Below are 13766 nucleotides of genomic sequence, written 5' to 3'. Positions count from 1 at the left end.
AAGCGCTCCGTCCTTCTCCTGTCGCGCTCATTGTCACCCGGGGGCGGCGGGGCGCCCGAGGCCGGGGCGTACGGTGTTCTCGACAGACCGGCGGCCTGGGGCGACACTTGTGCGGCCCCCCTGGCCCCGCCCAGGCCCTAGAGGAAGGTGTCCGCGTGCCCCGCCGCAGAATCGGCTTCTGGTACCGCTTCGCCGCGGTGATCTGCAAACCGCCGCTGGTGGTGCTGATCAAGCGGGACTGGCGGGGAATGGAAAACATTCCGGCCGAGGGCGGATTCATCACCGCCGTGAACCACAATTCGCACATCGACCCCTTCGCCTACGCGCACTTCCAGTACAACACCGGGCGGGTACCGCGTTTCCTGGCGAAGAGCGGGCTTTTCAAGAAGGGGTTCGTCGGCGCCGCGATGCGCGGCACCGGCCAGATTCCCGTCTACCGGGAGAGCACGGACGCGCTCAGCGCCTTCCGGGCCGCCATCGACGCCGTCGAGCGCGGCGAGTGCGTCGCCTTCTACCCCGAGGGCACCCTGACCCGCGACCCGGACGGCTGGCCCATGACCGCCAAGACCGGTGCCGCGCGCGTCGCCCTGCAGACCAAGTGCCCGGTCATCCCGGTCGCCCAGTGGGGCTGCAACGAACTGCTGCCGCCCTACGCCAAGAAGCCCGACCTCCTGCCGCGCAAGACCCATCGCGTGCTGGCGGGCCCGCCGGTCGACCTCTCCCGGTTCTACGACCGGGAGATGACCGCGGAGCTGCTGAAGGAGGCCACCGAGGTGATCATGGCCGCCATCACACGCCAGCTGGAGGAAATCCGCGGTGAGAAGGCGCCCGACACCCCCTACGACCCGCGCCGGGAGCGCATCGAGCAGCGGCGCCGGACGCACCGGCAGCGCAAACAGGCAGAAGGGCAGGGCACGTGAGCAAGCCCGTCAAGGCGGCCGTCTTCGGAACCGGATCGTGGGGCACCGCCTTCGGCATGGTCCTCGCCGACGCCGGGTGCGAGGTCACCCTGTGGGGGCGCCGCGCCGAACTCGCGGAGGCCGTCAACTCCACCCGCACCAACCCGGACTACCTCCCCGGTGTCGAACTCCCCGAGAACCTGACGGCCACCACCGACCCCGCCGCGGCCGCGGCCGGCGCCGACTTCACCGTCCTCGCCGTGCCCTCCCAGACGCTGCGCGGCAACCTCGCCGACTGGGCGCCGCTGCTCGCCCCCGGCACCGTCCTGGTCTCCCTGATGAAGGGCGTCGAACTCGGCTCCGCGATGCGGATGAGCGAGGTCATCGAGGACGTCGCCAAGGCCGGCGCCGACCGCATCGCCGTGGTCACCGGCCCCAACCTGGCCCGCGAGATCGCCGCCCGGATGCCCGCGGCGGCCGTGGTCGCCTGCCCCGACGAGGCCGTCGCCCGGCGTCTCCAGGCCGCGTGCCACACGCCGTACTTCCGCCCGTACACCAACACCGACGTCGTGGGCTGCGAACTCGGTGGCGCGGTCAAGAACGTCATCGGACTCGCCGTCGGCATCGCGGACGGCATGGGCCTCGGCGACAACGCCAAGGGCTCCCTCATCACCCGCGGGCTCGCCGAGACGACCCGCCTCGGCGTCGCGCTCGGCGCCGACCCGCTGACCTTCTCCGGACTCGCGGGCCTGGGCGACCTGGTGGCGACCTGTTCCTCGCCGCTGTCCCGCAACCACACCTTCGGCACCAACCTCGGCAAGGGCATGACCCTGGAGGAGACCATCGCGGTCACCCGGCAGACCGCCGAGGGCGTCAAGTCCTGCGAGTCGGTGCTGGATCTGGCCCGGCGGCACGGCGTCGACATGCCGATCACCGAGACGGTCGTCGGCATCGTGCACGAGGGCAAGCCCCCCGTGGTGGCGCTCAAGGAGCTGATGTCGCGCAGCGCGAAGCCCGAACGCCGCTGAGCGACGCGGTCACTCCGGGTTCGGCCTTCGGGCGGCGCTCCGGCCGTGCCGACGCTGTCTCGGGGCACTACCAACGGGTACTCTCAACGCGATATGAGCACCGAGAACCTCTCCCAGAGCCCCGAGCAGCCGCCTCGCAAGCCGCGTGTGGCCGTCGTGTTCGGCGGGCGCAGCTCCGAACACGGGATCTCCGTGGTCACCGCCGGCGCCGTCCTCGCGGCCATCGACCGGACGCGGTACGACGTCCTGCCGATCGGCATCACCCAGGACGGCCGCTGGGCCCTGACCGCCGACGAACCGGAACGCATGGCGATCACCGACCGGCGCACCCCCAGCGTCGAGCAGCTCGCCGACTCGACCGAGGGTCAAGTGGTGCTCCCCGTCGACCCCGCCAACCGCGAGGTCGTCTACAGCGAGCCCGGCTCGGTGCCCAAGGCGCTCGGCGAGGTCGACGTGGTCTTCCCGGTGCTGCACGGCCCGTACGGCGAGGACGGCACCCTCCAGGGCCTGCTGGAGCTGTCCGGTGTGCCGTACGTGGGCTCGGGCGTGCTCGCCTCGGCCGTCGGTCAGGACAAGGAGTACATGAAGCGGGTCTTCACCTCCTTCGGGCTCAAGGTCGGCCCGTACGTGGTGATCCGGCCGCGCGAGTGGGAGCAGGACCGTTCCGCCGCCCGCAAGAAGATCGTCGACTTCGCCGGCGACCACGGCTGGCCGCTGTTCGTGAAGCCCGCGCGCGCGGGCTCCTCCATCGGCATCACCAAGGTCGACGACCTGTCGGGGCTCGACGAGGCGGTCGCCGAGGCCCAGCGCCACGACCCGAAGATCCTCGTGGAGGCGGCGCTGCGCGGCCGTGAGATCGAGTGCGGGGTGCTGGAGTTCGAGGACGGCCCGCGGGCCTCCGTACCGGCCGAGATCCCGCCGCCCGAGGCACACGCGTACTACGACTTCGAGGCCAAGTACATCGACTCCACGCCCGGTGTCGTCCCCGCGCCGCTCACGCCCGAGGAGACCGCCGAGGTGCAGCGGCTCGCGGTCGAGGCCTTCGACGCGGCCTCGTGCGAGGGGCTGGTGCGCGCGGACTTCTTCCTCACCGAGGACGGCGAGTTCGTGATCAATGAGATCAACACCATGCCCGGTTTCACGCCCATCTCGATGTACCCGCAGATGTGGCAGGCCACCGGCGTGAGCTACCCCGAGCTGGTGGACCGGCTGGTGCGGGCCGCGCTGCGCAGGTCGACGGGCCTGCGCTGAGACGGGCGCACACCGAAGAAGGCGGTCCCCTCGGGGATCGCCTTCTTCACGCGCGCTCCCGACCGTCGCCGGCGCAGTATGATCAGCGGGTTTCCCAGCCCGCCGGGTCAGGTTTCGGCCACAGCCCGGTGACCTTCGTGTCCGGGGTGTCCGGGCCGGGAACCACCGCCGGCGCGCCGTCGTCTGCGGTGACGCAGGGGATGCGCCGGCACCGGCAGACGGGGGCTAGAGATGGACGACCGGGCAGGTCAGGGTACGGGTGATGCCGTCCACCTGCTGGACCTTCGCGACCACCATGCGGCCCAGGTCGTCGACGGTGTCGGCCTGGGCGCGCACGATGACGTCGTAGGGTCCGGTGACGTCCTCGGCCTGGATCACCCCAGGGATCTTGCTGATCGTCTCGGCGACGGTCGACGCCTTGCCGACCTCCGTCTGGATCAGGATGTACGCCTGTACCACGGAACCTCCAGGGCGGCCACGAGGATCATGGGGGGAGAAGGAACGCCACGGTATCGCGTCGCCGCGTGCCGCGGGGAGACCCGCGGGGTGCGAGGGTCGCGCGCCGGGGTGCGAGGGCGTCGGGAGTTGACGGTTCCGGCGGCCGCGACGAGGGGCACGACGCCGGTCGCTTCGACCGTAGCGAGGACACAGATGACGCGCGACCGGGCACGGACCGGGACGGAAGGGGAGTAGGGCAATGAAGGGCACGGTTGGTGAGCTCGGCGAGTTCGGGCTCATCAGGGAGCTCACCTCCCGTCTCACCACCACCCCGGCGGTCCGGGTCGGTCCCGGCGACGACGCCGCCGTGGTCGCCGCACCCGACCGCCGGGTGGTGGCCAGCACCGACATCCTGCTGGAGGGCCGGCACTTCCGCCGCGACTGGTCCACCGCGTACGACGTGGGCCGCAAGGCGGCGGCGCAGAACCTCGCCGACATCGCGGCCATGGGGGCCGTGCCGACCGCGCTGCTGCTCGGTCTGGTGGTGCCCGCCGAGCTGCCGGTGACCTGGCCGACCGAGCTGATGGACGGGCTGCGCGACGAGTGCCAGGTCGCGGGTGCCTCGGTGGTCGGCGGCGACGTGGTGCGCGGCGACACCATCACGGTGTCCATCACCGCGCTCGGCGACCTGCGCAACCAGGAACCGGTCACCCGGGCCGGAGCCCGGCCCGGCGACCTCGTCGCGGTGACCGGCTGGCTCGGCTGGTCCGCCGCCGGGTTCGCCGTGCTGTCCCGCGGCTTCCGCTCCCCGCGCGCCTTCGTCGAGGCGCACCGGCGCCCGGAGCCGCCGTACCACGCCGGTCCGGCCGCCGCCGGGCTCGGGGCCACCGCGATGTGCGACGTCAGCGACGGGCTCATCGCCGACCTGGGCCACATCGCGGAGGCGAGCAAGGTCAGGATCGACATCCGCTCGGGCCAGATCGACATTCCCTCCCAGATGAACGACATCGGCCAGGCCGTGGGCGTCGACCCGATGCAGTGGGTGCTGACCGGGGGAGAGGACCACGCGATCGTCGCGACCTTCCCGCCGGACGTGAAGCTGCCCGCCCGCTGGAAGGTGATCGGCGAGGTGCTCAACCCGTCCGCGCTGCCTCAGGTGACCGTCGACGGGGCACCCTGGACGAGCAAGGGCGGCTGGGACCACTTCGGAGGGGAGATCGAGTCATGAGCGCGCCACCCAGGGTGCTGACGGTCGCGGGGTCCGACTCCGGCGGCGGCGCCGGCATCCAGGCCGACCTGAAGGCGATGCTGGCGCTCGGCGTGCACGGGATGAGTGTGGTCACCGCGGTGACCGCGCAGAACTCCCTCGGCGTGCAGGGCGCCTGGGAGCTGCCGGTGGAGGCGGTCCGCGCCCAGTACCGCAGCGTCGTCGACGACATCGGCGTCCAGGCGGTGAAGACCGGCATGCTCGCCTCCGCGGAACTCGTCGAGACGGTCGCCGGACTGCTCGCGGACACGGACGCGCCCGCGGTCGTCGACCCGGTCGGCGTCTCCAAGCACGGGGACGCGCTGCTGGCGGCCTCCGCCCTGGACTCCGTCCGCACCAAGCTGCTGCCCGTCGCGACCGTCGCCACGCCGAACCTCGACGAGGTGGCGCAACTGACCGGCGTACGGGTCGAGACCGAGGAGGACATGCGCGCCGCCGCCGCGGCCGTACTGGCGTACGGCCCGCGCTGGGCGCTGATCAAGGGCGGTCATCTGCCCGGCGAGGCCGTCGACCTGCTCACCGACGGCTCCGAGGAGCACTGGCTGCGCGCTCCCCGCCACGACAACCGGCACACCCACGGCACCGGCTGCACCCTCGCCTCCGCGATCGCCGCCCAGCTGGCCAAGGGGCAGTCCGTGCCGGAGGCGGTGGCGGCGGCCAAGGAGTACGTCACCGGCGCGATCGCGGCCGGCTTCGCGCTCGGCGGCGGCATCGGACCGGTGGACCACGGCTGGGCGCTCGGGCGGGGTGCGACCGGGGCCTGACGGACGCGGGAACCTTCCGGTGCCCGAGGGCCGCGGAGGGTTCCGGCGCGATCCGGGCATGCAAAAAGCCGGCCCACGCTCCGGTGGGCCGGCTAAGTGCAGCGAACCAACAGTGGCCGCGCGCTGTTGCTGAGCGTCAGCGCGAGACCTTGCCGGCCTTGATGCACGAGGTGCAAGCGTTCACGCGCTTCGGCGTCCCGCCCACCACGGTACGCACACGCTGGATGTTCGGGTTCCAGCGGCGGGACGTACGGCGGTGCGAGTGCGAGATGTTGTTGCCGAAGCCCGGCCCCTTGCCGCAGACGTCGCAGTTGGCAGCCACGGGTCACTCCAAAGACTTCAGATGCACTTACGGTGGATCCCGGCATGCCGGGATCAAGATCTACGAGCCCTCGCGAGCGGTTCGAGATCTGAGTGGCGGTGCCAGGGGAATGGCCCGATCAGGATCGGGCAACCGGAGCAGCATACAACGGCTGCGCCCGTACAACGAAACTACCACGGCAGCTCAGGGCCGCTCCCCGGCCCTCTTCCTGCGGGCACCGCCGCGGGGTCTACGCTGCCTGCCACGTCCAGCAGCTCAGGGAGGCGCAGGTGGCGCAGGTGCCGCAGAGATTCTTCGACGCTCTGGCGGTGCGCACCTGGTGCGGCCTGGCACTGCGGGCGCTGGGGCAGGCGCGCGAGGAGATCGACGCGATCAACGTCTACCCGGTCGCGGACGGGGACACCGGCACCAACCTCTATCTGACCGTCGAGTCGGCCGCCGCCGCCGTGGAGGCGGTGTTCTCCGCGCACGAGGTGGGCACCCCGGAGGCCGGCGAGGAGGCCCGGCCCGCCGGTGGTCCCACGCTCGCGGACGCCGCGCGGGCGATGGCGCACGGGGCACTGATCGGCGCGCGGGGCAATTCCGGCACGATCCTGGCGCAGCTGCTGCGCGGCATGGCCCAGGTGCTCGCGGCCGACGGTGAGACGGCCCACACGGACGGGCCGGGCCTGCGGCTGGCCCTGCGACGGGCCGCCGACTCCGCCCGGCAGGCCGTGGCGCACCCGGTCGAGGGCACCGTCCTGACGGTCGCCTCGGCAGCCGCCGACGCGGCCGAGGGCACCGAGGGCGACTGCCGAGGCGTGGCCCGCGCCGCCTACGAGGGCGCCCGCGCGGCGCTCGCCGCGACCCCCGGCCAGCTGCCCGTCCTGAAGCGCGCCGGCGTGGTCGACGCCGGCGGCCACGGCCTGGTGACGGTGCTTGCGGCCCTCCTGGAGACGCTCACGGGGGAGGCACCGGCCCATGCCGTGCACGCGCGTGTGGGTGGCGGCGCGCGGCCGGAAACCCCGGCCGAGTGCGGCCTGGACGAGAGCGGGGAGCACGGCGCGGGCGGGCCCGCGTTCGAGGTGATCTACCTCCTGGAGGCCGAGGACGCGGCCGTCGCCCGCCTGCGCGAGCGGCTGGACGCCCTCGGGGACTCCCTCGTCGTGGTCGGCGGCGACGGGCTGTGGAACGTCCATGTGCACGTCGACGACGCGGGTGCCGCCGTGGAGGCGGGCGTCGAGGCCGGGCGGCCGTACCGCATCCGCATCACGCACTTCGGGCACGGCGACGTGCACACCACCCGCGCCGAGCGGCCCCCTCGGCAGCGGGCCGAGCGGGCCGAGCGGGCCCAGCGGGCGGTGGTGGCCGTCGTGCCCGGCGAGGGCCTGGCCGGGCTCTACACCGAGGCCGGCGCGACCACCGTGCTCGCGCGCCCGGGGGAGCCGCCCGCCAGCGGAGAACTGGTGGAGGCCGTACGACGGGCCCACGCGCGCGAGGTCGTCCTCCTGCCGAACGACGCCGAGCTGCGCCACACCGCCGCCGCGGCGGCCGAGCAGGCCCGGGCGGCGGGCGTCCGCGTGGCCCTCATCCCGACCCGCTCGGCGGTGCAGGGCATCGCGGCGCTCGCCGTGCACGAGCCCGGGCGGCGCTTCGACGAGGACGTGGTGTCGATGACCTCCGCGGCCGGTGCCACCCGGTACGCCGAGGTCACCGTCGCCGAACGGCAATCCTGGACCACGGCCGGCATCTGCCAGGCCGGTGACGTCCTGGGCCTGATCGACGGCGACGTGGCCGTGATCGGCTCGGACGTCGCCGCCACCGCCGAGACCGTCCTCGACCGCATGCTCGCGGCCGGCGGCGAGCTGGTCACCCTGGTCCTCGGCGACGAGGCCCCCGAGTCCGTCGCCGGCCGCCTGGAGGCCCGGGTCCGGGAGGCCTATCTCGCCGTCGACACGGTGGTCTACCGGGGCGGCCGGCAGGGGTCGCTGCTGCTCATCGGCGTCGAGTAGGCGGGGCCGGTCGGCCGGCGACCGGCCGCAGGCGGGGGGAGCCGCGCCGGCTCCGCCCCGTCCGCCCACCGGGCGCCGCTGCCGGTCCCGCCCACCGGGGCCGCTGCCGGTCCCGCCCACCGGGGCCGCTGCCGGTCCCGCCCACCGGGGCCGCTGCCGGTCCCGCCGCCCGCGGGGCGGCGCGCCGTCCAGCCCGCCCGGCGCCGGTGCGGCCCGGCGCCGGCGCGCGCCCCGGCCCGAACGAGCCGTCCGACCAGGACCTTCCCGGGACCTCTGCGGCATTGTCAGTGGCGTGGTGTGCAATGGATCTCGTGCCCGCACTGCGAGAACCACTGGAACGACCACTGAAGTCGGTGCTCGGCCCCGCCACCGCGAAGGTGATGGCCGAGCACCTCGGCCTGCACTCGGTCGGCGACCTCCTCCACCACTACCCGCGCCGGTACGAGGAGCGCGGTCAGCTCACCCACCTCGCCGACCTCCCCATGGACGAGCACGTCACGGTGGTCGCCCAGGTCGCCGACGCCCGCCTGCACACCTTCTCCTCCGCCAAGGCCCCGCGCGGCAAGGGGCAGCGGCTGGAGGTGACGATCACGGACGGCAGCGGCCGGCTCCAGCTGGTCTTCTTCGGCAAGGGCGTCCACAAGCCGCACAAGGAGCTGCTGCCGGGCACCCGCGCGCTGTTCGCGGGCAAGGTCTCGGTCTTCAACCGCCGCCTCCAACTGGCCCACCCGGCCTACGAGCTGCTGCACGGGGACGACGGCGGAGCCGCGGAGACGGTGGAGAGCTGGGCGGGCGCCCTCATCCCCATCTACCCGGCCACCGCCAAGCTGGAGTCCTGGAAGATCGCCAAAGCCGTCCAGACCGTCCTGCCCACCGCCCAGGAGGCCGTCGACCCGCTCCCCGGCTCGCTGCGCGAGGGACGCGGCCTGGTCCCCCTCCCCGAGGCCCTCCTCAAGATCCACCGCCCGCACACCAAGGCGGACATCGCCGACGCCCGGGCCCGTCTGAAATGGGACGAGGCCTTCGTCCTCCAGGTCGCGCTGGCCCGCCGCCGGCACGCCGAGACACAGCTCCCCGCCGTCCCGCGCGAGCCGCGGCCCGACGGTCTGCTGGCCGCCTTCGACGACCGGCTGCCCTTCACCCTCACCGACGGCCAGCAGAAGGTCTCCCGGGAGATCTTCGCCGACCTCGCCACCGACCACCCGATGCACCGCCTCCTCCAGGGCGAGGTGGGCTCCGGCAAGACCCTGGTCGCCCTGCGCGCGATGCTCGCCGTGGTCGACGCCGGCGGACAGGCGGCGATGCTGGCGCCCACCGAGGTGCTCGCCCAGCAGCACCACCGGTCGGTCGTGGAGATGATGGGCGAGCTGGCCGAGGGAGGCATGCTGGGCGGCGCCGAGCACGCCACGAAGGTCGTCCTGCTCACCGGCTCGATGGCCACCGCCGCCCGCCGGCAGGCCCTGCTCGACCTCACCACCGGCGAGGCCGGCATCGTCATCGGCACCCACGCGCTGATCGAGGACAAGGTGCAGTTCCACGACCTGGGCCTGGTCGTGGTCGACGAACAGCACCGCTTCGGCGTCGAGCAGCGCGACGCCCTGCGCGGCAAGGGCAAGCAGCCCCCGCACCTGCTGGTCATGACCGCCACCCCCATTCCGCGCACGGTGGCGATGACGGTCTTCGGCGACCTGGAGACCTCCGTCCTGGACCAGCTCCCGGCGGGACGCTCGCCGATCGCCAGCCATGTCGTCCCGGCCGCCGACAAGCCGCACTTCCTGTCCCGGGCCTGGGAGCGGGTGCGCGAGGAGGTGGCCAACGGCCACCAGGCGTACGTCGTGTGCCCCCGGATCGGTGACGAGGAGGACGACCCCGGCAAGCGGAAGGCCTCCGGGGACGACGCCGAGAAGCGTCCGCCGCTCGCCGTGCTCGACATCGCCGGGCAACTCGCCAAGGGCCCCCTGCAGGGTCTCGGGGTCGAGGCCCTGCACGGCAGGATGCAGCCCGACGACAAGGACGCCGTCATGCGCCGCTTCGCCGCCGGCGAGACCGACGTGCTGGTCGCCACGACCGTCATCGAGGTCGGTGTCAACGTGCCCAACGCCACCGTCATGGTGATCATGGACGCGGACCGCTTCGGCGTCTCCCAGCTCCATCAGCTGCGCGGCCGGGTCGGCCGCGGCTCCGCCCCCGGCCTGTGCCTGCTGGTCACCGAGATGCCCGAGGCGAGCGCGGCCCGCCAGCGGCTCAACGCCGTCGCCGCCACCCTCGACGGCTTCGAACTCTCCCGCATCGACCTCGAACAGCGCCGCGAGGGCGACGTACTCGGCCAGGCCCAGTCCGGCGCCCGCACCTCCCTGAAGGTCCTCGCCGTCATCGAGGACGAGGAGATCATCGCGGAGGCGAGACAGGAGGCGGCCGCCGTGGTGGCCGCGGACCCGGACCTCACCCGCCTGCCCGGCCTGCGGACGGCCCTGGACGCCCTTCTGGACGAGGAGAGAGAGCAGTACCTGGAGAAGGGGTGAGGGCGGCTTCCCAGGGGCGCGGGGCCGCGTCGACGTGCGGCTCCACCGCGGGGCGCGACCAGCCGCAGGAAACCCGCACCCGCCCCGCGACCCCGAGCCGCCTCCCGCCCCGCCTGCCAGACTGAACCCACACGATCCCCACGACCAAGGACCCGAAATGACCCGCGTGATCGCCGGCGCAGCCGGCGGACGCCGCCTGGCCGTCCCGCCGGGGACCGGCACCCGCCCCACCTCCGACCGCGCACGCGAGGGACTGTTCTCCACCTGGCAGTCCCTGCTCGGCGGCCCGCTGGACGGCGAGCGGGTCCTCGACCTGTACGCCGGCTCCGGCGCCGTCGGCCTGGAGGCCCTGTCCCGCGGCGCCGGACACACCCTGCTCGTGGAGGCCGACGCCCGCGCCGTCCGCACCGTCCGGGAGAACGTGAAGGCCCTCGGCCTGCCCGGCGGCGAGGTCCGTGCGGGCAGGGCCGAACAGATCATCCGGACCGCCCCGCCCCAGGAGCCGTACGACATCGTCTTCCTGGACCCGCCCTACGCCGTCACCGACGACGATCTTCGGGAGATTCTGCTCACACTCCGCTCGGAGGGCTGGCTAGCCGAAGAAGCCCTCGTCACCGTGGAGCGCAGCACCAGAGGCGGTGAATTCCGGTGGCCGGACGGCTTCGACGCGCTCCGGGCCCGGCGCTACGGCGAGGGAACGTTTTGGTACGGTCGCGCCGCCTCTACGTGCGAAGACGCACGATGACCGGACCGGAGAGCGAGGGATCACAAGTGCGCCGCGCCGTCTGTCCCGGGTCGTTCGACCCGATCACCAACGGACACCTCGACATCATCGCCCGTGCCTCCAGGCTGTACGACGAGGTCTACGTCGCGGTGATGATCAACCAGGCCAAGCGGGGCCTGTTCGAGATCGAGGAGCGGATGGAACTCATCCGCGAGGTCACCGCCGAGTACGGCAACGTCCGCGTCGAGTCCTTCCACGGCCTCCTCGTCGACTTCTGCAAGCAGCGCGACATCCCCGCCATCGTCAAGGGCCTGCGCGCGGTCAGCGACTTCGACTACGAACTGCAGATGGCCCAGATGAACAACGGCCTCTCCGGTGTCGAGACCCTCTTCATCCCCACCAACCCCACCTACAGCTTCCTGTCGTCCTCGCTGGTCAAGGAGGTCGCGACCTGGGGCGGCGACGTCTCCCACCTGGTGCCGCCGGCGGTGCTGAGCGCCCTCGCCGAGCGCCTGCGGAAGGACTGACCCGGTCCCCGCACGCCACCCCGCCCCGCCCCCGGAAACTGACAGCCCGTCACCCGGTGTCCGGCGGCAGTCCCGGGGTCGTACAGTCGTGGCGTCCGTCTCCAACACAGCTGTAGAGAGTGGCGAGCACACGGTGGACGTGCAGAAGAAGCTGGACGAGATCGTCACCCTGGTCTCCGGCGCCCGCGCCATGCCCATGTCGGCCTCGTGCGTGGTCAACCGCGCCGAACTGCTCTCGATGCTCGAAGAGGTGCGTGCGGCGCTGCCCGACTCCCTCGCCCAGGCCCGGGAGCTGATCGGGGACCGCGAGCAGATGGTGGCGCAGGCCCGCCAGGAGGCGGAGCGGATCATCGAGAGCGCGCACGCCGAACGAGGCTCCCTGCTCTCCGACACGGAGATCGCCCGCCGCTCCCAGGCCGAGGCCGACCGCATCCTGGCCGAGGCCCGCCAGGAGGCCGAGGAGGTCCGCGCCGAGGCCGACGACTACGTCGACTCCAAGCTCGCCAACTTCGAGGTCGTCCTCACCAAGACCCTCGGCTCCGTCGGCCGGGGCCGCGAGAAGCTGCTCGGCACCGGCACCGGCACCGGCCTCGACGGGGACGGCTACGTGGACCCGGAAGAGGACGACGCCCCCGAGCGCAGCCCCGACCCGGAGACCCTGCGCCGTGACGCGGACGCCTACGTCGACGCCAAGCTGGGCGCCTTCGAGGCGGTACTGGCCAAGACCCTGGAGGCGGTCGGCCGGGGCCGGGAGAAGCTGCACGGCCGGATCGCCACCGACGACCTCGGCGCCCTCGCCGACGACGCCACCACCGTCCAGCACTCCAGCGACGCGGACTACCTGGCCGGCCTCGCGGCCCTGGCCGAAGCCCCCGCCGAGCAGCAGCGCCCGGCGGTGCCCGCCCAGCAGTCGTACGACACCCAGGACGCCTACGCGTACCAGCAGCAGCCCCAGGCCGCTTCCTACGGCTACCAGCAGCAGTACGCCCAGCAGGATGCCTACGGCTACCAGCAGGCCGACCCGTACGCCGCCTACCCGGGCTACCACGCCCAGCAGCCCGCGTACGACGGTCGGCAGGGCTACGGCGGGTCCCAGCAGCACCCGCAGGCCCAGCAGCATCCTCAGGACCCGCAGCACCCACAGGCCCAGCAGGCCCAGCAGTCACAGGCACTCGACGAGACCAGCCTCTTCGACACCAGCATGATCAGCGCCGAGCAGCTGCGCCAGTACGAGCAGCAGCGCTACGAGCAGGGTCGCTGAGGCCGGATTGGGCCGAGAGCCAAAGGTCCAGTATCCTGGCTCTTCGGTCGCGTCTACGTCCGCGATCAACGCTGCCCGGGACACCGAGGGCGGCGTCCCACTGAGTTCGAAGACCGAAAGCAGGAATGGCCCTGAACGCCCGCCTCGACCACCGCAACCCCCTCGTGTTCGACACGCACGAGCTGGGCCGGCGTCCTGGTGCGCTGCAGCGTCTGACCCGCGCGGTCGACGCTCCCAAGGACTTCGGTATCAAGGGAGTCATCGGAGTGCCGGAAGGCGCCCCGGTGGAACTCGAACTCCGGCTCGAGTCGGTCATGGAGGGTGTGCTCGTCACAGGCACCGCCCGTGCGCGGGCCGAGGGGGAGTGCGTAAGGTGTCTGGAGCCGGTCGAGCTGGAGCTCGAAGCGGACTTCCAGGAGATGTTCTCGTACCCTGACGCCGACGACCGGGGCCGCGTGATCGCGGAACCGGGCGACGACGCCGAGGACGACGAGGACAGGCTCTTCGTCGAGGACGGTCTGATCGACCTCGAAACCGTGCTGCGCGATGCGGTGGTGCTCGCACTGCCGATGCAGCCGGTGTGCCGGGAGGACTGCCCGGGGCTGTGCACCGAGTGCGGAGCACGGCTCGCGGACGACCCGGAGCACCACCACGACGCCGTCGACATCCGTTGGGCGGCATTGCAGGGACTCGCCGGCACCATGAAGGACGGCGAGAAGGACGACCAGAGCGGCGCCGAACCGGGCGTCGACGAGAAGCAGGAGAAGTAGCC

General features: G+C 72.7%; 13 protein-coding genes. 11 read left to right on the top strand and 2 right to left on the bottom strand.

The window, feature by feature from the left end; translation table 11 throughout:
• Nucleotides 1-155: 155 nt before the first annotated feature.
• The 3 genes from ACLGIH_RS09425 to ACLGIH_RS09415 all read left to right on the top strand — a co-directional run bounded on the left by ACLGIH_RS09425 (nucleotide 156) and on the right by ACLGIH_RS09415 (nucleotide 3178).
• Entirely contained in the window at nucleotides 156-920 is a 765-nt protein-coding gene (locus ACLGIH_RS09425) for a lysophospholipid acyltransferase family protein (protein WP_416524779.1), read from the top strand.
• A complete protein-coding gene (locus ACLGIH_RS09420) occupies nucleotides 917-1927 on the top strand; it encodes an NAD(P)H-dependent glycerol-3-phosphate dehydrogenase (protein WP_416524778.1) in 1011 nt (336 codons plus the stop codon). Before ACLGIH_RS09425 ends, ACLGIH_RS09420 begins: the two co-directional genes overlap by 4 nt.
• A 93-nt stretch (nucleotides 1928-2020) precedes the next feature.
• The gene (locus ACLGIH_RS09415; protein WP_416524777.1) at nucleotides 2021-3178 is read left to right on the top strand and encodes a D-alanine--D-alanine ligase family protein; all 1158 of its coding nucleotides are present in this window, start codon (nucleotides 2021-2023) and stop codon (nucleotides 3176-3178) included.
• 225 nt (nucleotides 3179-3403) lie between these two features.
• On the opposite strand, the gene ACLGIH_RS09410 is transcribed toward ACLGIH_RS09415, so the two are convergent.
• The gene (locus ACLGIH_RS09410) at nucleotides 3404-3637 is read right to left on the bottom strand and encodes an Lrp/AsnC family transcriptional regulator (protein WP_003997603.1); all 234 of its coding nucleotides are present in this window, start codon (nucleotides 3635-3637) and stop codon (nucleotides 3404-3406) included.
• A 238-nt stretch (nucleotides 3638-3875) separates the two neighbouring features.
• Here ACLGIH_RS09410 and ACLGIH_RS09405 point away from each other — a divergent pair, with 238 nt between their 5' ends.
• Together ACLGIH_RS09405 and thiD are read left to right on the top strand one after the other, a co-directional pair.
• Nucleotides 3876-4844, top strand: a complete 969-nt coding sequence (locus tag ACLGIH_RS09405) for a thiamine-phosphate kinase (protein ID WP_416524776.1) — start codon at nucleotides 3876-3878, stop codon at nucleotides 4842-4844.
• Nucleotides 4841-5647 (top strand): bifunctional hydroxymethylpyrimidine kinase/phosphomethylpyrimidine kinase, encoded by an 807-nt coding sequence (gene thiD / locus ACLGIH_RS09400; RefSeq protein WP_416524775.1) that lies wholly within the window; start codon nucleotides 4841-4843, stop codon nucleotides 5645-5647. Before ACLGIH_RS09405 ends, thiD begins: the two co-directional genes overlap by 4 nt.
• Before the next feature lie 136 nt (nucleotides 5648-5783).
• Here thiD and rpmB read toward each other — a convergent pair whose 3' ends face one another.
• Nucleotides 5784-5969 (bottom strand): 50S ribosomal protein L28, encoded by a 186-nt coding sequence (gene rpmB, locus ACLGIH_RS09395; protein WP_003993230.1) that lies wholly within the window; start codon nucleotides 5967-5969, stop codon nucleotides 5784-5786.
• Nucleotides 5970-6238: 269 nt separating this feature from the next.
• On the opposite strand from rpmB, the gene ACLGIH_RS09390 reads away from it, so the two are divergent.
• From ACLGIH_RS09390 to ACLGIH_RS09365, 6 genes are all read left to right on the top strand, one after another.
• Nucleotides 6239-7960, top strand: a complete 1722-nt coding sequence (locus ACLGIH_RS09390) for a DAK2 domain-containing protein (protein WP_416524774.1) — start codon at nucleotides 6239-6241, stop codon at nucleotides 7958-7960.
• Nucleotides 7961-8262: 302 nt separating this feature from the next.
• Nucleotides 8263-10482 carry an ATP-dependent DNA helicase RecG gene (gene recG / locus ACLGIH_RS09385; protein WP_416524773.1) on the top strand — a complete coding sequence of 740 codons (2220 nt, stop codon included), beginning with the start codon at nucleotides 8263-8265 and terminating at the stop codon, nucleotides 10480-10482.
• Nucleotides 10483-10639: 157 nt separating this feature from the next.
• The gene (rsmD, locus tag ACLGIH_RS09380; RefSeq protein ID WP_416524772.1) at nucleotides 10640-11227 is read left to right on the top strand and encodes a 16S rRNA (guanine(966)-N(2))-methyltransferase RsmD; all 588 of its coding nucleotides are present in this window, start codon (nucleotides 10640-10642) and stop codon (nucleotides 11225-11227) included.
• A gap of 26 nt (nucleotides 11228-11253) precedes the next feature.
• Nucleotides 11254-11733, top strand: coding sequence for a pantetheine-phosphate adenylyltransferase (coaD, locus tag ACLGIH_RS09375; RefSeq protein ID WP_416529327.1), 480 nt, complete (start codon nucleotides 11254-11256; stop codon nucleotides 11731-11733).
• Nucleotides 11734-11866: 133 nt separating this feature from the next.
• Entirely contained in the window at nucleotides 11867-12994 is a 1128-nt protein-coding gene (locus ACLGIH_RS09370; protein ID WP_416529326.1) for a cell division initiation protein, read from the top strand.
• A 125-nt stretch (nucleotides 12995-13119) separates the two neighbouring features.
• Complete coding sequence (locus ACLGIH_RS09365) at nucleotides 13120-13764, top strand: YceD family protein (protein ID WP_416524771.1); 645 nt, start codon at nucleotides 13120-13122, stop codon at nucleotides 13762-13764.
• Nucleotides 13765-13766: the final 2 nt, after the last annotated feature.

Origin of the sequence: Streptomyces hamibioticus (assembly GCF_047946815.1) — a bacterium.
Lineage (GTDB): Bacteria > Actinomycetota > Actinomycetes > Streptomycetales > Streptomycetaceae > Streptomyces.
Note: the sequence above shows the minus strand (reverse complement) of the source record. Positions and strands in the feature narration are given on the sequence as shown.